This is a genomic window from Roseivivax sp., assembly GCF_054552075.1.
This window is the reverse complement of sequence record NZ_JBTOLZ010000011.1, coordinates 26,521-48,014: the sequence shown is the minus strand read 5'-3', so window position 1 is coordinate 48,014 and position 21,494 is coordinate 26,521. Positions and strand designations below refer to the sequence as shown.

The window sequence follows — 21,494 nt, the reverse complement described above, 5'->3', positions numbered from 1 at the left end:
CACTTTATCCCCACAAGGTCAGGACTAGAGGCACGCTAAGCACGCCATCCCAAGGAGCGCCGGCCCATCGGGCCGGTCCGGCGCGCGCCCGGCACCTTCGGTGCTGTTCGGGCGCAAGAAGGGGGTGGTGCAAGTGAGTGCTACGCGGGATCAGTGGGCCCCGCCCCTTCGCCCCGCCCCCCAAAAAAAAGACGCGCGCCGGAGGATCGGGCGCGCGCCAGTCAATTCTGCCTGTTCGTTCTTCGGATCAGCTGGTCTCTTCCAGCTCCCCATTGGCAATCTGTTCGGCCTCGATCGACTCGAAGAGCGCCTTGAAGTTGCCCTCGCCGAAGCCGTCGTCGCCCTTGCGTTCGATGAACTCGAAGAAGATCGGCCCGATCACCGTCTTCGAGAAGATCTGCAGCAGGATCTTGGTCTCGCCGCCGTCGACCACGCCCTCGCCGTCGATCAGGATGCCGTGTTTCTTCATCCGGTCGACCGGCTCGTCATGGCCCGCCACCCGCTCGAAGCTCAGGTCGTAATAGGTGTCCGGCGGGCCGGGCATGAACTTCACGCCCTTCTCGGCGATGGCATCGGTGGCCGCGTAGATGTCCTTGGCGCCGACCGCGATATGCTGGATGCCCTCGCCGTTGTACTTCTCGAGATAGGCCACGATCTGGCCCTTCTCGCCGCGGTCCTCGTTGATCGGGATGCGGATGCGGCCGCAGGGCGAGGTCAGCGCGCGGCTGTAGAGGCCGGTGAACTTGCCCTCGATGTCGAAGAAGCGGATCTCGCGGAAATTGAACAGGTCCCCGTAGAAGCGGAACCAGGTGTCCATGTTGCCCTTGTAGACGTTGTGGGTCAGGTGATCGAGATACCAGAAACCCACGCCCTCGGGCTTGGAGGTGGCGATCCAGTCGAAGTCCTCGTTGTAGGGCGAGGTGTCGAAATACTGGTCGGTGAAATAGATCAGGCTGCCGCCGATGCCCTTGATCGCGGGCCAGTCGACGGTCTTGTCGTCGCCCTCGTAAGGCTCGGCGCCCAGCTTCACGGCGTGCTCGAAGGCGTGCCGGGCATCGACCACGCGCCAGGCCATCGAGGGCGCGCAGGGGCCGTGCTCCTCGACGAAGCGGGCGGCGAAACTGCCGGGCTCGGCGTTCAGCACATAGGTGATGTCGCCCTGTTGCCAGAGCTCGACCGCCTTGCTCTTATGGGTGGCGACATGGGCATAACCCATGCGGGCGAAGAGGTCGCGCAGCACCTGCGGCTCGGGATGGGCAAATTCGACGAACTCGAAGCCATCCGTGCCGGCGGGGTTCTCGGGGGTGATCTTCGCCTGCGGGGCGTCGTGGGGAAACGGACCCATGATTCCTCTCCTGTCTGACTTACCCCCAGTCTAGACTTGCGCCCATGCGGATGTTGCGCGAATGTCGGCATGCTCACCGCAAAATCCGCACCAGTTCCGCAGGTTTCCCCATGGTCATGCAAAAACCCCGCATAACGCTGGATGAGACCGACCTGCGGCTCCTGGCCGCGCTGCAGCGCGACGCGCATCTCACCGCCGAGGCCCTGGGCGAGGAGCTGAACCTCTCGGCGAGCCAGGCCGGGCGGCGGCGCCAGCGGCTCGAGAAATCCGGCGCCATCCACGGCTATACCGCGCGGCTCGACCCCGAGGGGCTTGGGCTGGCGGTGCAGGCCTTCATCCAGGTCAGCCTCGAAAGCCACGGGCCCGAACAGGCCCAGGGTTTCGCCCGGCTGATCGCCACCCGGCCCGAGGTGGTCTCGGCCTGGACGCTGACCGGCGAGGCCGACTACCTCCTGCGGGCCTATACGACCGACCTGCGGGCGCTGCACCGGCTGATCCACGAGGTGCTCCTGTCGCATGCCACCGTGGCGCGGGTGCAGAGCCAGATCGTCATGGACCAGCTCAAGGCGGATGCAGCCCTGCCGCTCTGAGCCCTGGCGCAGGGGGGCCGCGCGCCTCCGCCCATTGCGCCCCGCGCCGCAGGCGGCACTATAGACCGGACCCCGAAGGGAGCCTCCGCCGATGGACACATTCCTGCTTCAGGCCTCGATCTACCTTCTCGCGGCGGTGATCGCCGTGCCCATCGCCTCGCGGCTGGGGCTGGGCTCGGTGCTGGGCTACCTCGCCGCGGGGCTGGTGATCGGCCCGATCCTCGGGCTGGTGCACGAGACCGAGGACATCCAGCATTTCGCCGAGTTCGGCGTGGTGATGATGCTTTTTCTGATCGGGCTCGAGCTGGAGCCCCGCGCGCTTTGGGACATGCGCACCAAGCTCATCGGCCTCGGCGGGCTGCAGGTCGGGCTGACCACCGCGGCGGTGACGGCGGCGGCCATGGCCATGGGGCTGGCCTGGCAGCCGGCGCTGGCGGTGGGGCTGATCTTCTCGCTCTCCTCGACGGCCATCGTGCTGCAGACCCTGACCGAGAAACGTCTGATCCAGACCGGCGGCGGGCGCTCGATCTTCTCGGTGCTCCTGACCCAGGACATCGCGGTGATCCCGATGCTGGTGCTCTTGCCGCTCCTGGCCCTGCCCCAGCACGCCAGCCTCTCGCCCGACGGCTCAATCGAGCGCGACCACGGCGACCACGGGGCCCATGCCACCATGAGCCTCGTCGAGGGGCTGCCGGGCTGGGGCGTGGCGCTGGTCACGCTGGGCGCCATCGCGGCGATCATCCTCGCCGGGATCTACCTGATCGGCCCGCTTTTCCGCTTCATCCACCAGGCCCGCCTGCGCGAGATGTACACCGCCTTCGCGCTGCTGATCGTGCTGGGCATCGCCTTCCTGATGATCCTCGTCGGCCTCTCGCCGGCGCTCGGCACCTTCCTCGCCGGGGTGGTGCTGGCCAACTCGGAGTTCCGCCACGAGCTCGAATCGGACATCGAACCCTTCAAGGGGCTTCTCCTGGGGCTCTTCTTCATCACCGTCGGCGCGGGCATCAGCTTCACCACCTTCTTCGCCGAGCCTTTCCTGATCCTCGGGCTGACGCTGGGGATGATGACGCTGAAGGGGCTGATCCTCTACGGGCTGGCGCGGATCTTCGGGCTCCGGCATTCGGACAACGCGCTCTTCACCATGGGGCTCGCGCAGGCGGGCGAGTTCGGCTTCGTGCTGGTGAGCTTCTCGCTGCAGCAGGACGTGCTGACCGGCGCCCTGGGCGAACGTATCCTCCTGGTCATCGCGCTCTCGATGCTGTTTACGCCGCTGGTTTTCCTGGCCTACGAGGCGATCTCGAAGCGTTTCGCGCCGACCTCGGACCGGCCCGAGGACGACGAGATCGACGAGACCGCGCCGGTGATCATCGCGGGCATCGGGCGCTTCGGGCAGATCGTGAATCGGCTCCTGCAAAGTTCGGGCTTTCAGACCGTGGTGATCGACCACGACATGGAGACGATCCAGCTCATGCGGCGCTTCGGCTTCAAGGGCTATTTCGGCGACCCGACGCGGCCCGAGCTTCTGCATGCGGCGGGGCTGCACAAGGCGCGGGTGCTTTGCGTTGCGCTCGACGATCCCAAGGCCACCAACACGCTGGTGGCCTATGCCCGGCAGGCGCGCGGGGAGGATCTGCACATCGTCGCTCGCGCGCGGGACCGGACGCATGTCTACGAGCTTTACCAGGCCGGGGCCGACGACATCGTGCGCGAGACCTTCGACAGTTCGATCCGCGCCGGGCGCTACGTGCTCGAGAATATCGGGCTGACGGAATACGAGGCCTCGCAGGCCGAGCGGACCTTCTTCGACCACGACCGGATGACGGTGCGGGAGCTGGCGAAGCTCTGGAAGCCGGGGGTGCGGGCGGTCGACAACCCCGAATACGTGGCCCGCGCGCAGGAGCTGGAAAAGGAGCTGGAGACGGCACTGTTCTCGGCGCTGGAGCGCAAGGAGGACGCAGCGTGAAGGGCGGCGGTGGGCGGGCCGCCTGCCCGGCTGGGTTGGCGCGTTAGGCGGGAGGTGGCAGCGGGGCTGTTGAGGAGGCGTTCAGCGGATGCCGCGGGCAGCTTGGCTTTTCAATGGCCTGCCTAGAACGGCATTTTCTCCGGGTTCGGCTCCGAGGCGGGAGCTGACCCGCTCCGGCCTCTCCCGAGCAACTGACCGGCCGCAGGCCTCCCCCGCGCCTGACAGGCCGCCCGCCTCGCTCGCCGCACCTCACCGGCCTTCGGCCTCCCCCTCGCCCCCCAAAACTCCGCCCATGAAAAAGGCCGCGCCCCTCGGGGACGCGGCCAATTCCTTGCGGGACCGTTGCCGGCTCAGGCGGCGCGGGAGACCAGCACCTCGTCGACCTGCTTGGCCGCCGCGATCTCGTCGCCGCCGGAGACCGCCGCCACCTCGCGGGTGAGCCGCTCGAGCGCGGCTTCATAAAGCTGCCGCTCGGAGTAGCTCTGCTCGCGCTGGTCGTCGGCGCGGTGCAGGTCGCGCACCACCTCGGCGATTGCGATCAGGTCGCCGGAGTTGATCTTCTGCTCGTACTCCTGGGCGCGGCGCGACCACATGGCTTTCTTCACCTTGGCCTTGCCCTGGAGGGTCTTCATCGCCTGGCTGACCACGTCGGGCGAGGACAGGGTCCGCATGCCCACCTCCGTCGCCTTGTGGGTCGGCACGCGCAGGGTCATCTTGTCCTTCTCGAAGGAGATCACGAACAGCTCCATCGTGATGCCGGCAATCTCTTGCTCTTCGATCGACATGATCTGCCCCACACCATGCGCCGGGTAGACGACGTAATCGTTCGGACGGAATTCGGACGACTGTTTGGTCTTGGTCATTACGGTTCCTCAGGCAGCTTGAACGCTGAACCTTCCAGACGAAAAAAGTGCCCGGATACCTTGGGGGATCCGTTCACTTGGTTCGATCAAGAAAATTACCAGCGGGGCGCAGACCCCGCGACCTGGTATGGTTGCAGCGTTCTCATTTGTAACGAGAATATAGCACAATTCCGGGGCGCTGAACAGCGCAAGCGGTAGAGCGCGCTAACCCCTGTGTATCAAGGGGTTACGCCTCGTCCTTCAGGTGCGCACGGCGCCCCGGGGGCGCCGGCTCGAATCGCGTCAGCCGCCTTCGCCGGGCTTCTCCGAGAAGTATTTCTCGAGCTTGCCCTCCTCGCCGTCGCGCTCTTCGGCCTCGGGCAGAGGGTCCTTCTTGGTGATGATCACCGGCCATAGCTCGGAGTACTTCCGGTTGAACTCGACCCACTTCTCGGCTTCCGGCTCGGTGTCGGGCCGGATCGCATCGGCGGGGCATTCGGGTTCGCAGACACCGCAGTCGATGCATTCATCGGGGTGAATCACCAGCATGTTCTCGCCTTCGTAGAAGCAGTCGACCGGACAGACCTCGACGCAGTCGGTATACTTGCAGGCGATGCAGGCGTCATTGACGATATAGGTCATGTTCGAGAGGTCCGTAAGCTGATCCGAGGGTTGGCTAGACCAAGCGCCGGGATCATTCAAGAACCTCACGGCGGGTTTGATCGAGCTGGCGTCTTTCCTTCTTGGTCGGGCGACCGCTGCCTTCATACTTCGGCACATGCGGGGTTGCACTGCGGTCTTTTGGCCGCGGCGGGTCGAGATCGTCGTAAAGCGTCCGCGCCTCCGAGGCCGGCCCGCGCCGCGCGCCGGGCGCAAGCACCCGGATCACCCGGATCTCATGCGCCTGCGGGAAGGTCAGCACGTCCCCCGGCCCCACCGCGAAGGCGGGCTTGGAGATCGGCTGCGCGTTCACCCGCACGCGGCCCGAGGCCACGACCTTGGCCGACAGGCTGCGGGTCTTGAAGAACCGCGCCTGCCAGAGCCATTTGTCGATGCGGATCCTGTCGCTCATCTCTGGACCTGCCATGCCGCGCGGGCGGTGGGCCCGCCGCGCGCAGTTCTTCAGGACTTGCCCTTGTTGAACCCCGAGAGCGCCGCGGCGAAGGGGTTGTCGGGGTCGATCTTGTCCTTCTTCGGCGGGCGCGCCTCGTAGTTCTTGGCCTGCTGCGGCGGGCGCTTGCCCTTCGGCTTGCCCTTGCCCTTGGGCGGGCCGCCCCGGCCCTGCGGACGGCCCTTGCCGCCGCGGTCGCGGTTGCGGTTGCCGGCCCAGGTGAAGGTGTAGAAGACCTCGATCTCGGGCCCGGCGACGGCGGCGTCGGGGGCCTCGCCCAGGGGCGTCTCCTCGGGCGGGGTCTCGGCGACCGGGGTCTCGGGCACATCCTCGGCAGGCTCTTCGGCCAGCGGGGCCTCGCCGTGATCGGCGATCTCGGCGACCTTCTCCTCGGCGGGATCCTCGGCGGGGGCCTCCGGGGCCTCGGCCTCGCCGGTCACGGCGCCGGGCTCGATGGCCTCGGGCGTGCCCTTGTCGAAGACCGGAGCGTCTTCGGCAGGCGCGGCCTCGTCCTCGGCGGCATCGGCGCCGGCGTCGGTGGAGGCGCCCTCCTCGACCGGGACGGTGGCGTCGACCGGCTTCTGCTTGGCGCGTTCGCCCTTCTCGGCGCGGTAGCCGAGCCCCTCCATGAGGTCGGAGAACTGCTCCAGCGTCAGCCCGGTGATCGAGAGCATGTCGGCGGTGGCCTCGAAGCCGCCGCGGCTGTCCTCGACCCGCACGAGATCGGCCAGCCGCTCGAGCATGTCGATGCGGATCGCCCGGGTGCCGGCCTTGCGGTAGCCCATGATCGCGAACTCGTCCTGCGGCGTGCCCTGGTCGGCGGGCACGGTCACCAGCCCCGGCGGCGGCGCCTCGGGGAAGGTGTCGCGGCCCTGCGCGAGGCTCCAGAGCACCAGCCGCAGCCGGGTCGGCGCGGGCTTCAGGAGAAGCGGCATGAAGATGGTGAACTGGCCGAAGCGGATGCCGTGCTTGCGCAGCGCGCCGCGGGCCTCCTGGTCCAGCGCCTTGACCTCGTCGGCGACCTTGGCGCGCGGGATGACGCCCATGGCCTCGATCATCTGGAAGCCGAAGCCCTTGGCGAGCCCCGTCAGCGCCTCGTCGCGCTGGATGTTCATCAGCGGCTCGAACAGCGCCGCGACCTTGCGGTCGATGAAATGCTGCAACCGGCGCTCGACCTTCTGGCGCACCTCGGGGCCCGCCTCGTCGTCGACGAAGGCCGCCACGCGGGGCTTCATCGGGTCGTCGCCGCGCTCAAGCTTGCCGACGGCCTGCTCGCCCCACATCAGACCGCCCTGTTCGGTAAAGTCGATCTCGGTGTCGGGGGCGTTGTAGAACCGATCCGCGCGCAGATGGAAATGCGGCGCAAGCGCCTGAAGCGACGCGGATTTCAGCGTTTTCGCCTCCTCGCCCTTGGCGTCCTTGTCCTGCCGGAAGCGGAACCCTTCGAGACGGCCGATAAACTCGCCCTCGACGGTCACTTCACCCTTGTCGTTCACTTCGGCCAAGAGGGCCTCCTTCTGCTTCAACCGGCGGAGCAACACGCTGGTCCGCCGGTCCACGAATCTCTGCGTCAGCCGCTCGTGCAGCGCGTCTGACACCCTGTCTTCTACCGCCCGCGTCCGGTCTCGCCAATGGGTCTCGTCGGAGACCCAGCCACGGCGTTGCGCGACGTAGGTCCATGTGCGGATATAGGCCAGCCGTTTCGACAACATGTCGATGTCGCCGTCGACCCGGTCGATGCGGTGCACCTGCCGCGCGATGAAATCGTCCGGCACGGTGCCGCGCTCGTGCAGATGCCGGAAGATAACGTCAAGCAGGCCCGCGTGTTCCGCCTGGCTGATGCCGCGGAAATCGGGGATCCGGCAGACATCCCACAAGAGCTGCACCGACCGCGCGTCGCTGGCCCGGGCGCGGATTTCCGCCCGCGTCGCCAGCTCCTTCAGCGCCTTGAGGTCGTCGGCCTCGCGCGCCTTCAGAAGCAGCGGATCCTCGCTGGCCGCCTCGAGCGAGGCGATCAGCGCCTCGGGCGTGCCGAAGGACAGTTTCGGGTTGCGCCACTGCAGCTTGCGCAGCGGGGTGAAGCGGTGGTTGCAGATCGCCTCGGCGACCTCTTCCTCCAGGGGCGGCGCCTCGCCGGTCACCCCGAAGGTGCCGTCGCGCATCCCCCGGCCCGCCCGGCCGGCGATCTGCGCCAGTTCGTTCGGCGCCAGGGGCCGCATCCGCCGCCCGTCGAACTTCACCAGCGAGGAGAAGGCGACGTGGTCGATGTCGAGGTTGAGCCCCATGCCGATGGCGTCGGTGGCGACCAGGTAGTCGACCTCGCCATTTTGATAAAGCGACACCTGGGCGTTGCGGGTGCGCGGGCTGAGCGCCCCCATGACCACCGCCGCGCCGCCCTTCTGACGGCGCAGAAGCTCGGCGATGGCATATACATTCTCAACCGAAAATCCCACAATTGCCGTGCGCGGCTTGATGCGGCTTGTCTTTTTCGGACCTGTGTAGCTCAACTGGCTCATCCGCTCGCGGCGCATGAACTCGCAGCCCGGGACCAGTTCGGCGATCGGCCCGCGCATGGTATCGGAGCCCAGGAACAGCGTCTCGTGGGTGCCCCGCATCCGCAAAAGCCGGTCGGTGAAGACATGGCCGCGCTCGGGGTCGGCGCAAAGCTGGATCTCGTCGATGGCGACGAAATCGGTGCCCATGCCCTCGGGCATGGCCTCGACGGTGCAGACCCAATAGGCGGCGCGCGGCGGCACGATGCGCTCTTCGCCGGTGACCAGCGCCACCACCGAGGGGCCGCGGGCGGCGACGATCTTGTCGTAGACCTCGCGCGCGAGCAGCCGCAGCGGCAGGCCGATCATGCCGGTGCGATAGCCCAGCATCCGCTCGATGGCGTAATGCGTCTTGCCGGTATTGGTCGGGCCGAGAATGGCCGCGACCCGCGAGTTCATGAGCATGTAACGCCCTTTGGCCGATCAGAGGCGATACCCGTTCGCGAGGAGGTCGAGCCGCGTCAGCGCATTGGTCACACGTTCGTCGAAGGGACGCAATGCGTCCGCGGCGTCATAGGCGCGGTAGGCCCGCTGGGCATCGCCCAGGTGTTCGAAGATCGCGCCGAGCCCCTGCAAGGCCCCGTAATGGTTGGGATTAAGCGCCAGCGTCCGCTCCAGCGCATCGGCCGAAAGCCCCAGCCGGTCCTGCGCGTAATAGGCCTGGGCCAGGGTGTGCCAGCCTTCGGCGAAGCCGGGCGCATGGTCGGTCAGCGCGCGCAGGTGTTCGACCGCGCGGTCAAGCTCCTGCACCTCGAGCGCGTCGCGCCCGCGGCGCAACAGAAGGTCCATGGCCGCCGAGCCGGATTTCGACCATTCGAGCTCCAGCTCGCGTTCGAGCCGGCGTGCCTCGGCCGGGGTCTCCGCGGCGCCGAGGTCGCGCAGAAGTTCCGCCGCGCGCTCGCTGCCGCCCTCGGCCTGGCCAAGTGACGGAAGGGAAAACGCCATCACGGCCAGAAATGCCGTGACGGTAGATTTGAATTTCGCGCGCGGCCTAATCATGGTGCCAAGGAGAATAGCGCACCCGCGCGGCTTGTGAACACCCGCGCGCGATCACATGGAGGACACCACGCATGAGCGACACGATCACCGAGGCGGTCTCGGCCCTGAACGCCAAGATGGACGGCCAGGACATCGGCGGCACCGTCAAGTTCGACATCGAGGGCGAAGGCACGATCATCATGGACGACAACGGCGCCCGCGCCGCGGATGAAGACGCCGATGTCACCATGACCGCCGATGCCGACACCTTCCGCGAGATCCTGGAGGGCGAGATGAACCCCACAGCGGCCTTCATGTCGGGCAAGCTGTCGATCGACGGCGACATGGGCCTGGCGATGAAGCTGGCGGGCGTCCTCTCCTGATGGCCGAGACGGCCCCCTTCCTGGCCCAAGAGGCCGAGGGGCCGGAGGGCGCGCGCGCGCTCTGGGTCGCGGCCGTGGACGGCACGCGCCTGCGCATCGGGCATTACCCCGGCGGCACGGCGGGCACGGTACTTCTCTTGCCCGGCCGCACCGAATACATCGAGAAATACGGCCGCACCGCGGCCGATTTCGCCCGCGCGGGCTATCACACGCTGACCATCGACTGGCGCGGGCAAGGATTGTCGGACCGGCTTCTGACCGATGTCCGCACCGGCCATGTGCATGTCTTCGACGACTACCAGCGCGACCTCGACGCCGCGCTGAGCTGGGCCGAAGCCGAGGGCCTGCCGAAGCCCTGGCATCTGCTTGCCCACAGCATGGGCGGCTGCATCGGGCTGCGGGCGCTGATGAACGGCCTGCCGGTGGCGGGCGCGGGCTTCACCGGGCCGATGTGGGGCATCCGCATCTCGCCCTTCATGCGGCCGGCGGCCTGGGCCCTGTCCTGGAGCTCCTCGCGGGTGGGGCTGGGCCATACAATCGCGCCGGGCACCAGCCCCGACAGCTACGTCGTGGCCGAGACATTCGACGACAACCTGCTGACCCGCGACCGCGAGATGTATGACTACATGCGCGCCCAGGTCATCGCCGAACCGGGCCTGCAGCTCGGCGGGCCCTCGCTGCGCTGGCTGAACGAGGCGCTGGTCGAATGTCGGGCGCTGGCGCGAATGCCGGCGCCGGATTACCCCTGCCTGACCTTCGTGGGCTCGAACGAGCGCATCGTCGACGTGCCGCGCATCGCCCAGCGCATGGCGGGCTGGCCGGGTGGCCGCCTGGTCACCGTGCCCGGCGGCGAACACGAGGTGCTGATGGAGGGCCCCGAGGTCCGTGGCGAGATCACCGCGGCGCTGATCGCCCATTACGACGCCGCCGGGGCTTCCGCGCGCGAGGAAGAGAACGGCGGGCCGCGCAGCGCGCGGGCCTGAGGGGGCGCGGGGCGGGCCTCGCGCCAGATGCGCGGGCCGAGCCTCGCCCCTGACGCGCCGGGCTACAGGCGCCAGCCCCGCCGCTGACACGGTGTCCCGGCCCGGCACAGCGGCCAGCGCAAAGACCGCCCCGCCCGCCTCTGGCGCGGCCCTCCGCCTGCCCTATCATGGCCCTCATGGCCGAGCCCGTCCTCACCTTCACCGACCGCGGCATCTACTGCCCCGCGGGCGATTTCTTCATCGACCCCTGGCGCCCCGTCGACCGGGCGCTGATCACCCATGGCCATGCCGACCACGCCCGGCCCGGCCATGCGCGCTACCTCGCCACCGAGGTCGCCGGGCCGGTCATGCGCTACCGGCTCGGGCAGATCGACCTCGAGACCATCCGCTTCGGCGAGACCACGCGCATCGGCGGCGCCGAGGTCAGCTTCCACCCCGCCGGCCATATCCCCGGCTCGGCGCAGATCCGCGTCTCGGTCCGCGGCGAGACCTGGGTGGTCTCGGGCGACTACAAGACCGCGCCCGACCGTCTGTCGGAGCCCTTCGAGCCGGTGCGCTGCCACACCTTCATCTCCGAATGCACCTTCGGCCTGCCGGTTTTCAAATGGCGCCCCGAGGAAGAGGTCGCGTCAGAGATCAACGCCTGGTGGCAGGCCAATGCGGCCGCCGGCGTGACCTCGGTCCTCGGGGCCTATTCGCTCGGCAAGGCGCAGCGGGTGCTGACCCTGCTCGATCCTGACTTGGGTCCCATCCTGACCCATGGCGCGGTGGAGGCGACCAATGCCATCCTGCGCGACCAGGGGCTGGCGCTGCCCGCGACAGCCCAGGTCTCGGAGGAAAACGACCCCAAGAAGACCCCGGGGGCGCTGGTCATCGCGCCGCCCTCGGCGCTTGGCACGCCCTGGATGCGGCGCTTCGGACCTTCGAGCCAGGCCTTCGCCTCGGGCTGGATGGCCCTGCGCGGGGTGCGGCGCCGCCGCGCCATGGACCGCGGCTTCGTCGTCTCCGATCACGCCGATTGGGAGGGCCTGCACGAGGCGATCCGCGAGACCGGCGCGGAAAAACTATACGTCACGCATGGTTACACCGAGATCTTCGCGCGCTGGCTGAACGCCAGCGGCTGGGACGCCGAGGTGCTGCAGACCGAGTTCGGCACCGAGGAGGCGGAGGAGACCGCGCCCGCATCCGACAGCGGGGCGGCGGCATGAAAGACTTCGCCGCGCTCTTCGCCGCCGTCGACCAGACCACCCGCACCAGCGCCAAGACCGCCGCGCTGGCGCGCTATTTCACGCAAGCCTCGGACGCCGACAAGCTCTGGACCATCGCGCTCTTTTCCGGCCGCCGCCCGAAGCGCGCGGTGACCACGACGCAGCTGCGCGAATGGGCGGCCGAGCGCGCGGGCATCCCGCTTTGGCTCCTCGAGGAGAGCTACCCGATCGTCGGCGACCTGGCCGAGACCATCGCGCTGGTCCTGCCGCCGCCCGGGGCGGAAAGCGACCTGCCACTCTCGGAGTGGATCGCCGAGCTGCGCGCCCTGCCCGGCCTGGAGATCGCCGAGCGCCGCGCGCGCATCCTCTCGGCCTGGGACCGGCTCGACACCACCGAGCGCTTCCTCTTCAACAAGCTGATCACCGGCGGCTTCCGCATCGGCGTCAGCCGCAAGCTGATGACCCGCGCCCTGGCCCGCGCCACCGGCCAGGAGGAGGCGGTTCTGGCGCATAAGCTCATGGGCGCCTGGCAGCCCGCCGAGACCAGCTATCACGCGCTGATCGAGGCCGAGGACCCCGCCGCCGACGCCTCGCGGCCCTATCCCTTCTACCTCGCCTACCAGCTCGACGAGGGCCCCGAGAGCCTCGGGCCGCCCGAGGACTGGCAGGCGGAATGGAAATGGGACGGCATCCGCGGGCAGGTGCTGATCCGCGGCGCCGAGCACCACGTCTGGTCGCGCGGCGAGGAGCTGATGACCGACCGCTTCCCCGAGCTCACGCCGCTCCGCGACTACCTGCCCGAGGGCACGGTAATCGACGGCGAGATCGTCGCCTGGGACGCCGCGGCGGCGATGCCCCTGCCCTTCAACACGCTGCAGGCGCGGATCGGCCGCAAGACGGTGCCGAAGAAGCTCCTGCGCGAGGCGCCGGTGATCCTCCTGGCCTATGACCTCCTGGAGGACGGCGGCGCGGACATCCGCGACATGCCGCTGGCCGAGCGCCGCGCGCGGCTCGAGGCGCATCTGGCCGAGGTGCCGCCCGAGGCGCCGATCCGCCCCTCGCCGCGCATCGATTTCGCCGATTGGCAGGCCCTCGCCCGCCACCGCGCCGAGGCCCGCGAGATGCGCGCCGAGGGGGTCATGCTGAAGCGCGCAGCCAGCCCTTATCTCTCGGGCCGCAAGAAGGGCGACTGGTGGAAATGGAAGCTCGACCCGCTGACCATCGACGCGGTGATGATCTACGCCCAGCAGGGCCACGGGCGGCGGGCGAACCTCTTCACCGATTTCACCTTCGCGGTCTGGGACGGCGAGGCGCTGGTGCCCTTCACCAAGGCCTATTCCGGGCTCACCGACGCCGAGTTCCGCCAGATCACCGCCTGGGTGCGCAAGAACACCCAGAACCGCTTCGGTCCGGTGCGTCAGGTGACCCCGGAGCATGTCTTCGAGATCGCCTTCGAGGGCATCTTCGAAAGCCCCCGCCACAAATCCGGGGTCGCCCTGCGCTTCCCCCGCATGTCCCGCTGGCGCCACGACAAATCCGCGGGCGAGGCCAACACGCTGGCGGATCTGAAGGAGATGCTGGCGGCTTACGGGTGATGTGTTTGGGGGCTGTTTGTAGCGTGGCGCGGGGTGTGGCGGGGACGTTTGCATTTTTGGTTGTGGGGGGCTCTGCCCCCTCTTCGGGCCTGCGGCCCGAATTCACCCCCGAGGGTATTTGGACAAGCTGAAGGGCAAGAGGCGCTGCGCTTTAAAGCCCGGCGGGGGGTGCGGGTGGTTGGCGGGGCTGGGTGGTGCGCTTTGGGGCCGTGTCGGTGGCGCGGGCATTTGGCGGTTGCGGGGCGCGCGGGCGGCGCGGTGGCGGCCGGTCTGCCTTGTCGTGGCGCGCCCTGCGGGGCTTGAACCCGGCTGGCGCGCGCGCCACCTTGAGCGGCAAGACCGACACCCATGGAGAACCTGATGACCCCACGCCCCGTCTTCGACGCCGACGCCCACCAGAAAGGCCAGGACCTGGGCGACCTGCCGGTCTGGGATCTGAGCGATCTCTACGCCGCGCCGGATGCGCCCGAGTTCAAGCGCGATCTCGACTGGCTGGAGGCCGCCTGCCGCGACTTCGCGGCGGATTACGAAGGCAAGATCGAGGGCCTCGACGCCGCGGGCTTCGCCGAGATGATCGGCCGGCACGAGACCATCGAGCGGGTCGCAGGGCGCATCATGTCCTACGCCGGGCTGCGCTATTACCAGAACACCACCGATGCCGAGCGCGCCAAGTTCCTCTCGGACGCGCAGGAGAAGATCACCGTCTACACCACGCCGCTGGTCTTCTTCTCGCTCGAGCTGAACCGCCTGGGCGACGAGCATTACGCGCAGCTCTTCGAGGATGCGGCGTTGGCGCGCTACAAGCCCGCCTTCGACCGCATCCGGGCGATGAAGCCCTACCAGCTCTCCGACGAAATGGAGAAGTTCCTGCACGACATGGGCGTGGTCGGCGACGCCTGGGAGCGGCTTTTCGATGAGACCATCGCGGGGCTGACCTTCGAGGTCGCGGGCGAGACGCTCGGCATCGAGGCGACGCTGAACTGCCTGACCGAACAGGACCGCGCCACCCGCGAGGCGGCGGCCCGCGCCCTGGCCGAGGTCTTCGGCCAGAACATCCGCACCTTCGCCCGGGTCCACAACACCCAGGCCAAGGAGAAGGAGGTCATGGACCGCTGGCGCGGCATGCCCAGCCCCCAGACCGGGCGGCACCTGGCCAATGACGTCGAGCCCGAGGTGGTCGAGGCGCTGCGCGACGCGGTGGTGGCCTCCTATCCCGATCTCTCGCATCGCTACTACGAGCTGAAGCGCAAGTGGCTGGGGCTCGACCGGATGCAGGTCTGGGACCGCAACGCCCCCCTGCCCATGGAGGAAACCCGCCGGGTCGGCTGGGACGAGGCGCGCGAGACGGTGATGAATGCCTATGGCGCCTTCGACCCGCGCATGGCCGAAATCGCCGAGCCCTTCTTTACCAAGGGCTGGATCGACGCGGGCGTCACCCCGGGCAAGGCGCCGGGCGCCTTCGCTCATCCCACGGTGACCGACGCGCACCCCTACGTGCTGTTGAACTACCTCGGCAAGCCGCGCGACGTGATGACGCTTGCCCATGAGCTGGGCCACGGCGTGCACCAGGTGCTGGCCGCAGACCAGGGCGAGATGCTGAGCCAGACGCCGCTGACCCTGGCCGAGACCGCCAGCGTCTTCGGCGAGATGCTGACCTTCCGCCGGATGCTGGCCAACGCCAAGGACGATGCCGAGAAGAAGGTGCTCCTGGCCGGCAAGGTCGAGGACATGATCAACACGGTGGTCCGGCAGATCGCCTTCTACGACTTCGAGTGCAAGCTGCACGAGGCGCGGCGCGGCGGCGAGCTGACGCCCGACGACATCAACGCGCTCTGGATGAGCGTGCAGGCCGAGAGCCTCGGACCCGCCTTCGACTTCATGGAGGGCTACGAGACCTTCTGGGCCTATATCCCGCATTTCGTGCATTCGCCCTTCTACGTCTACGCCTATGCCTTCGGCGACGGGCTGGTGAACGCGCTTTACGCCAATTACGAGGACGCGCCCGAGGGCTTCGAGGAGAAGTATTTCGAGATGCTGCGTGCCGGCGGCTCGAAGCATCACACCGACCTCCTGGCGCCCTTCGGGCTCGATGCGACGGACCCGGCCTTCTGGCAGAAGGGGCTGTCGATGATCTCGGGCTTCATCGACGAGCTGGAGGCGATGGAGGGCTGACGGCTCCCGCGCTCGCGCGGGGCGCGCATTTGGGAGACCGGGGGAAGGCCGCGTTGCTGTCATAGGGCGGCGCGGACCCGGTCTCCGCCCCCTCCCGACCGGCGGCGCGCGATCTCAAGCCTTGAGGCGGGCGCCGCCCCTACCCGGACCTCCGGCGCCGCGTGACGCCCACGCGCCAAGCCTACTTCAGCTGGCTGTCCTTCGAACCCCGGCGGTTCACGCCGCCGCGCGCGGCGGGGCGGCCGTCGCGCTCGGACTGGCAGTCGATGCAGAGCTTCACCCCGGGCAGCGCCTTGCGGCGCTTCTCGGGGATCGGCTCGTCGCATTCCGCGCAATGGGTCAGGCTCTCGCCCTCGGGGGTGCGGCGGGCGCGCATCCGCGCCAGCTCGTCGCTGATCGAGGCCTCGATCTGTTCGCTCACCGCGCCGTCGCGGGTCCATCCTCCGGCCATGACGTGCCTCCTTGCCTGCCATGAAGGCTAGGCCGGGCGGCGCCTTTCGCCAAGGGGCCCGCCCCCCGGACAGACAAAGGCCGCCGCCGTGGGTGCCCGGCGGCGGCCTTTGCTCCTTGGCGTGGGGGCCGCAGGGGCTGCCCCCTGCGCCTCAGCGTTGCGCGGTCTGCCACTCGGGATGGACCCAGGGCGCGCTGTTCTCGGGCGGCAGACGGCGGCCCAGCACGTGGTCGGCGATCTTCTCGCCCACGAGGATCGACGGGCCGTTGAGGTTGCCGTTGGTGATCCGCGGGAAGATCGAGCTGTCGGCGACCCGCAGGCCCTCGACGCCGATCACCCGGCCCTCGGGGTCGACCACCGCCTCGGGGTCGTCGGGCCGGCCCATGCGGCAGGTGCCGCAGGGGTGATAGGCGCTTTCGACATGCTCGCGGATGAAGCCGTCGAGCTCTTCGTCGCTTTGCAACTCGGCGCCCGGCTGGATCTCGAAATCGGCGTAGTCCGAGAAGGCCTCCTGCGCGAAGATCTCGCGGGTGAGCCGGATCGCGGTGCGGAAGTCCTGCCAGTCCTTGTCGTGGCTCATGTAGTTGAACCGGATCTTCGGCGCCGCCTCGGGATCGGCGGAGGCCAGGCTGACCGAGCCGCGCGAGGGCGAGCGCATCGGGCCGACATGGGCCTGGAAGCCATGCCCCTCGGAGGCCGCCTGCCCGTCGTAGCGCACCGCCAGCGGCAGGAAGTGATACTGGATGTCGGGGTAGTCGACGCCCGGCGCGCTGCGGATGAAGGCCGCGCTTTCGAACTGGTTCGAGGCGCCGGGGCCGGACTTGTTCAGAAGCCAGCGCAGCCCGACGTAGGCCTTCCCGAAGAGGTTCCAGTAGCTGTAGAGGCTGACCGGCTTCTTCGAGGCCATCTGGATGTAGAGCTCGAGGTGGTCCTGCAGGTTCTGCCCGACGCCGGGACGGTCGGCGCGGACCTCGATGCCGTGTTCGGCCAGATGCGCCGCCGGGCCCACGCCCGAGAGCATCAGGAGCTTCGGCGAGTTCAGCGAGGAGGCGGCAAGGATCACCTCGCGGCTGGCGCGCACGGTCTCGACCGAAGCGCCGCGGGCGATCTCCACGCCGCTGGCGCGGCCTTCCTCGAAGGTGATCCGGCGGGCGAGGCCGCGCACCACCTGCGCGCCCATCTTCTCGGCCGGGCGCAGGTAGGCATGGGCGGCGGACCAGCGGCGGCCCTTGTGGATGGTGGCCTCCATCGGGCCGAAGCCTTCCTGCTTCTCGCCGTTGTAATCCTCGGTAGTCTCATAGCCCGCCTGGGCGCCAGCCTCGACGAAGGCGCGGGTCAGCGGGTTGTTGCGGGGGCCGCGGCTGACGTGCAGCGGGCCGTCGGTCCCGCGCCAGCCCTCTTGGCCGCCGTGGCTGGTTTCCATGCGCCGGAAATAGGGCAGCACGTCGGCATAGCCCCAGCCGTCGGCGCCCTGGTCGCGCCAGTGGTCGTAGTCGCGCGCGTGGCCGCGCACGTAGACCATGCCGTTGATCGAGGAGGAGCCGCCCAGCACCTTGCCGCGCGGGCAGGCCAGCCGGCGCCCGCCGAGGTGCGGCTCGGGCTCGGACTGGTAGCCCCAGTCGTAGCGCGACATGTTCATCGGGTAGGAGAGCGCGCCCGGCATCTGGATGAAGGGGCCGCCGTCCCAGCCGCCGTGTTCGATCACGATGACCGACTTGCCGGCCTCGGCCAGCCGGTAGGCCATTGCACAACCGGCGCTGCCCGCGCCGACGATGACGTATTCCGCCTGCATGTTGAAACCTCCGTGGAAGCTGTCCCGGCGGCGCGAGGGGCCCTCCCTGCGAACCGCCGGGGCGAAAGCCAGCGCCTAGAAGGGCGCCTCGACGCGGCCCATCCGCACGTAGACGGACTTGAGCTGCGAGTAATGGTCGATCGCCGCCTTGGCGTTCTCGCGGCCGACACCGGACATCTTCACGCCGCCGAAGGGCATCTCCACCGGCGCGTCGTTGTAGGAGTTGATGTAGCAGGTGCCCGCCTCGAGCCGGGAGATGACCCGGTGCGCGCGGCTGATGTCGCGGGTGAAGACCCCCGCCGAAAGCCCGAAGGCCGTGTCATTGGCGCGGGCGACGGCCTCCTCCTCGGTCTCGAACTCGAAGACCGACAGGACCGGGCCGAAGATTTCCTCCTGCGCGATGGTCATCTCGTCGGTGACCCCTTCGAAGAGCGCCGGCGTCATCCAGTAGCCCGCGCGGTCGAGGGTCTCGCCGCCGCAGACCAGCCGGGCGCCTTCGGCTTTGCCCTTCTCGAGGTAGCCCTGCACGATCTCGAGCTGGCGGGCGCTGACGAGCGGGCCGAAGTTCGTGTCTTCGTCCATCGGGTCGCCGATCACCGCGCCGCCGAGGCGCTCCTGCATGCGGGCGATGAAGCGGTCCTTCAGGCCCTTCTGGACGAAGACCCGCGTCCCGTTCGAGCAGATCTGCCCCGAGGAGTAGAAGTTGCCCATGATCGCGCCGCCGACCGCGTCGTCGAGATCGGCGTCATCGAAGACCACCATGGGCGACTTGCCGCCCAGCTCCATGGTCACATGCTTCAGGCTGTCGGCGGCGGCGGCATAGACCTTGCGGCCGGTCGGCACCGAGCCCGTGAGCGAGACCTTGTCGACCTTGGGGTGGGTGGTCAGCGCCGCGCCGACCGAGCCCGCGCCCTGCACCACGTTGAAGAGGCCCGCGGGCAGGCCCGCCTCGATCAGGATCTCGGCGACCTTGAGCGCCGAGAGCGGCGTGGTCTCGGAGGGCTTGAAGATCATCGCGTTGCCGCAGGCCAGCGCCGGGGCGGCCTTCCAGCAGGCGATCTGGGTGGGATAGTTCCAGGCGCCGATGCCGACGCAGAGGCCCAGCGGCTCGCGCATGGTATAGGCCCAATCCTCACCGAGCGGGATATGCTCGCCGGTCAGACCGGCGGAGATACCGCCGAAATATTCCAGCGCGTCGGCGCCCGAGGTCGCATCGGCCACCAGCGTCTCCTGCAGGGGCTTGCCGGTGTCCTGGGTCTCGAGGACCGAAAGCGCGCGGTTGCGCTCGCGCATGAGCGCGGCGGCGCGGGCCAGCACCCGGCCGCGTTCGCGCGGCGGGGTCGCGGCCCATTCGGCCTGCGCCCGGCGGCCGCTTTCCACGGCCTTGGCGATCACCGCCTCGGTGGCCTCATGCACCCGGGCGATCACCTCGCCGGTGGCGGGATAGACCACCTCGATCTCGGCGCCGGCGGTGTCCTCGACATAGGCGCCGTCCACGAAGTGGCTGGCTTTCGGTTGGGGGTCGTATCTCAGCTCGTCCATCACTTATTCGCCTCTCGGAAAGCGTTGATTTTCCTCGACAACATTGAGGTCCATGTGGTTGCGCATGTAGCGGTCCGAGGCCTCTCGGAGGGGTTGGTAATCCCAGGGGTAATAGCCGCCCTCGCGCAGGGCCTCGTAGACCACGCGGCGCCGGGCCTGGCTTTCGCGGACCTCGGCATCGAAGGCCTCGAGGTCCCAGCGCAGCGCGGCGGCCTTGCGGAACTCCTCGAGCACCTCGGCGTGTTCCGGCGCCTCGGCCAGGTTCTCCTGTTCGTGCGGGTCCGCCTCGAGGTCGAAGAGCTGCTCGGGGTCGAGCGCGCAATTGGTGTATTTCCACCGCCCCGCGCGCAGCGCGACCAGCGGCGAATAGGAGGCCTCGGCGGCATATTCCATCTCCACCGGCGAGCGGCGCGCGCCGCCCTTGCCCAGGGGCACCAGGCTTTCGCCGGTGGTCCAGGGCATGACCTCCTCCATCGAGACGCCGGCCAGCTCGCAGAGCGTCGGGCAGAGGTCGATGGTGGAGACCGGCGCGGTGACCTGGCCCGGGGTCATCCCGGGCGCGGAGACCATGAGCGGCACCCGCGCGGAGCCCTCGAAGAGGCTCATCTTGAACCAGAGGCCGCGCTCGCCCAGCATGTCGCCGTGGTCCGAGACCAGGACCACGATGGCCTCCTGCCGGGTGCGCTCGAGCACGTCGAGGATGCCGCCGATCTTGTCGTCCAGGTAGGAGATATTGGCGAAATAGGCCCGGCGCGAGCGGCGCACGTCCTCGCGGGTGATCTCGAAGCTGCGCCAGTCGTTGGCGTCGAAGATGCGCTGGCTGTGCGGGTCGTGATCCTCGTAGGGCAGCGCCGGCACCTCGGGGTCGAGATGGTCGCAGTCCTCGTAGAGGTCCCAGTATTTCTTCCGCGCGACATAGGGGTCGTGCGGATGGGTGAAGCTGACCGTCAGCATCCAGGGCCGCGCGTCATGCCCGCGCGACAGGTCGTAGAGCTTCTGCTCGGCCTGGAAGGCGACGTCGTCGTCGTATTCCATCTGGTTGGAAATCTCGGCCACGCCCGCGCCGGTGACCGAGCCGAGGTTGTGATACCACCAGTCGATGCGCTCGCCGGGGCGGCGGTAGTCCGGGGTCCAGCCGAAATCGGCGGGGTAGATGTCGGTGGTCAGCCGGCTCTCGAAGCCGTGCAGCTGGTCGGGGCCGACAAAATGCATCTTGCCCGAGAGGCAGGTCTGGTAGCCCGCCCGGCGCAGGTGGTGGGCATAGGTCGGAATGGCCGAGGGGAACTCGGCGGCGTTGTCATAGACCCCGGTCTCGGAGGGCAGCTGCCCGGACATGAAGGCCGCCCGGCCCGGCGCGCAGAGCGGCGAGGCGGTATAGGCATTGGCAAAGCGCGTCGAACGCGCCGCCAGCCGCTTGAGGTTGGGCGCATGCAGCCAGTCGGCCGGGCCGTCGGGAAACAGCGTGCCGTTCAGCTGGTCGACCATCAGGACAAGTATGTTCGGACGGGACATGGGTCGCCTCTTCCTTCCGCGGGATGCCGGGTGCGGGAGAGAAGCTAGGCATTTCTGATTGACTCGTCAATCAATACCCGGGCCGGAATGCCGCCCAAGGCCAAGAAAAAGCCCGGTCGCGGATGCGGCCGGGCGTCAGAAACCGTGATATGTCATGTGGTTGTTCAGTCCTCGATATGGCCGATCACGCACATCTGCGGCAGGCGCGCGACCTCGTATCCGGCCTCGGTCTGGCGCAGATTGTAGCCGAAACCGCGCATCCGGAAGCGCCATTCGGTGTCCGAGACCACCTTGCACCGCTCCTGCAGGGCGAAGTGGCGGATGTCGTCGAAGTTCTCGGTCAGTGTGTTCTCTGCAAACATGGGTCAACTCCGTATCCAAAACACTGGGAACAAGCCCGATGCCCCGAGGATCGGCGCGAATTGGGGCAATACGGTGCCCAAGGCGTGATTATTTATGGAACGGAAACAGTTAA

18 protein-coding genes are annotated in these 21,494 nt (G+C 68.5%); 7 read left to right on the top strand and 11 right to left on the bottom strand.

Annotated features, from left to right (window positions below; all coding sequences use genetic code 11):
* Nucleotides 1-247: 247 nt before the first annotated feature.
* Nucleotides 248-1,345 carry a 4-hydroxyphenylpyruvate dioxygenase gene (hppD, locus tag ACX938_RS10220; protein WP_459430964.1) on the bottom strand — a complete coding sequence of 366 codons (1,098 nt, stop codon included), beginning with the start codon at nucleotides 1,343-1,345 and terminating at the stop codon, nucleotides 248-250.
* Between the two features lie 116 nt (nucleotides 1,346-1,461).
* Here hppD and ACX938_RS10215 point away from each other — a divergent pair, with 116 nt between their 5' ends.
* The gene (locus tag ACX938_RS10215; RefSeq protein WP_459430963.1) at nucleotides 1,462-1,935 is read left to right on the top strand and encodes an Lrp/AsnC family transcriptional regulator; all 474 of its coding nucleotides are present in this window, start codon (nucleotides 1,462-1,464) and stop codon (nucleotides 1,933-1,935) included.
* Nucleotides 1,936-2,026: 91 nt separating this feature from the next.
* Complete coding sequence (locus ACX938_RS10210; protein ID WP_459430962.1) at nucleotides 2,027-3,898, top strand: monovalent cation:proton antiporter-2 (CPA2) family protein; 1,872 nt, start codon at nucleotides 2,027-2,029, stop codon at nucleotides 3,896-3,898.
* A gap of 350 nt (nucleotides 3,899-4,248) precedes the next feature.
* Here ACX938_RS10210 and ACX938_RS10205 read toward each other — a convergent pair whose 3' ends face one another.
* The 5 genes from ACX938_RS10205 to ACX938_RS10185 form a co-directional block, all read right to left on the bottom strand.
* Nucleotides 4,249-4,761, bottom strand: coding sequence for a CarD family transcriptional regulator (locus ACX938_RS10205; RefSeq protein ID WP_232751896.1), 513 nt, complete (start codon nucleotides 4,759-4,761; stop codon nucleotides 4,249-4,251).
* A gap of 282 nt (nucleotides 4,762-5,043) precedes the next feature.
* Nucleotides 5,044-5,382 carry a ferredoxin FdxA gene (gene fdxA, locus ACX938_RS10200; RefSeq protein ID WP_232751897.1) on the bottom strand — a complete coding sequence of 113 codons (339 nt, stop codon included), beginning with the start codon at nucleotides 5,380-5,382 and terminating at the stop codon, nucleotides 5,044-5,046.
* Nucleotides 5,383-5,434: 52 nt separating this feature from the next.
* Complete coding sequence (locus ACX938_RS10195) at nucleotides 5,435-5,812, bottom strand: RNA-binding S4 domain-containing protein (protein WP_232751898.1); 378 nt, start codon at nucleotides 5,810-5,812, stop codon at nucleotides 5,435-5,437.
* A gap of 50 nt (nucleotides 5,813-5,862) precedes the next feature.
* Nucleotides 5,863-8,808: a helicase-related protein gene (locus ACX938_RS10190; RefSeq protein WP_459430961.1), complete on the bottom strand. Its 2,946-nt coding sequence runs from the start codon at nucleotides 8,806-8,808 to the stop codon at nucleotides 5,863-5,865.
* Between the two features lie 18 nt (nucleotides 8,809-8,826).
* Nucleotides 8,827-9,348, bottom strand: coding sequence for a tetratricopeptide repeat protein (locus tag ACX938_RS10185; RefSeq protein WP_255702760.1), 522 nt, complete (start codon nucleotides 9,346-9,348; stop codon nucleotides 8,827-8,829).
* Between the two features lie 125 nt (nucleotides 9,349-9,473).
* Between ACX938_RS10185 and ACX938_RS10180 the strand changes: the two genes are divergently transcribed.
* The 5 genes from ACX938_RS10180 to ACX938_RS10160 all read left to right on the top strand — a co-directional run bounded on the left by ACX938_RS10180 (nucleotide 9,474) and on the right by ACX938_RS10160 (nucleotide 15,722).
* Nucleotides 9,474-9,764: an SCP2 sterol-binding domain-containing protein gene (locus ACX938_RS10180; protein WP_232751901.1), complete on the top strand. Its 291-nt coding sequence runs from the start codon at nucleotides 9,474-9,476 to the stop codon at nucleotides 9,762-9,764.
* Nucleotides 9,764-10,747, top strand: a complete 984-nt coding sequence (locus ACX938_RS10175) for an alpha/beta fold hydrolase (protein WP_459430960.1) — start codon at nucleotides 9,764-9,766, stop codon at nucleotides 10,745-10,747. The genes ACX938_RS10180 and ACX938_RS10175 overlap by 1 nt, the downstream gene beginning before the upstream one ends.
* Before the next feature lie 176 nt (nucleotides 10,748-10,923).
* Nucleotides 10,924-11,955: a ligase-associated DNA damage response exonuclease gene (locus tag ACX938_RS10170; protein WP_459430959.1), complete on the top strand. Its 1,032-nt coding sequence runs from the start codon at nucleotides 10,924-10,926 to the stop codon at nucleotides 11,953-11,955.
* Nucleotides 11,952-13,550: an ATP-dependent DNA ligase gene (locus ACX938_RS10165; protein WP_459430958.1), complete on the top strand. Its 1,599-nt coding sequence runs from the start codon at nucleotides 11,952-11,954 to the stop codon at nucleotides 13,548-13,550. Before ACX938_RS10170 ends, ACX938_RS10165 begins: the two co-directional genes overlap by 4 nt.
* Before the next feature lie 360 nt (nucleotides 13,551-13,910).
* Nucleotides 13,911-15,722, top strand: a complete 1,812-nt coding sequence (locus ACX938_RS10160) for a M3 family oligoendopeptidase (RefSeq protein ID WP_459430957.1) — start codon at nucleotides 13,911-13,913, stop codon at nucleotides 15,720-15,722.
* A gap of 181 nt (nucleotides 15,723-15,903) precedes the next feature.
* Here the strand turns inward: ACX938_RS10160 and ACX938_RS10155 are convergent, their stop codons facing one another.
* From ACX938_RS10155 to ACX938_RS10135, 5 genes are all read right to left on the bottom strand, one after another.
* Nucleotides 15,904-16,173 (bottom strand): DksA/TraR family C4-type zinc finger protein, encoded by a 270-nt coding sequence (locus ACX938_RS10155; RefSeq protein ID WP_459430956.1) that lies wholly within the window; start codon nucleotides 16,171-16,173, stop codon nucleotides 15,904-15,906.
* 151 nt (nucleotides 16,174-16,324) lie between these two features.
* Nucleotides 16,325-17,965, bottom strand: coding sequence for a choline dehydrogenase (betA, locus tag ACX938_RS10150; RefSeq protein WP_459430955.1), 1,641 nt, complete (start codon nucleotides 17,963-17,965; stop codon nucleotides 16,325-16,327).
* A 75-nt stretch (nucleotides 17,966-18,040) separates the two neighbouring features.
* Nucleotides 18,041-19,498 carry a betaine-aldehyde dehydrogenase gene (gene betB, locus ACX938_RS10145; protein WP_459431025.1) on the bottom strand — a complete coding sequence of 486 codons (1,458 nt, stop codon included), beginning with the start codon at nucleotides 19,496-19,498 and terminating at the stop codon, nucleotides 18,041-18,043.
* Between the two features lie 12 nt (nucleotides 19,499-19,510).
* Nucleotides 19,511-21,019: a choline-sulfatase gene (gene betC / locus ACX938_RS10140; protein WP_459430954.1), complete on the bottom strand. Its 1,509-nt coding sequence runs from the start codon at nucleotides 21,017-21,019 to the stop codon at nucleotides 19,511-19,513.
* A 164-nt stretch (nucleotides 21,020-21,183) separates the two neighbouring features.
* On the bottom strand, nucleotides 21,184-21,381 hold the full coding sequence (locus ACX938_RS10135) for a hypothetical protein (RefSeq protein WP_232751908.1): 198 nt from the start codon (nucleotides 21,379-21,381) through the stop codon (nucleotides 21,184-21,186).
* Between the last annotated feature and the right edge of the window lie 113 nt (nucleotides 21,382-21,494).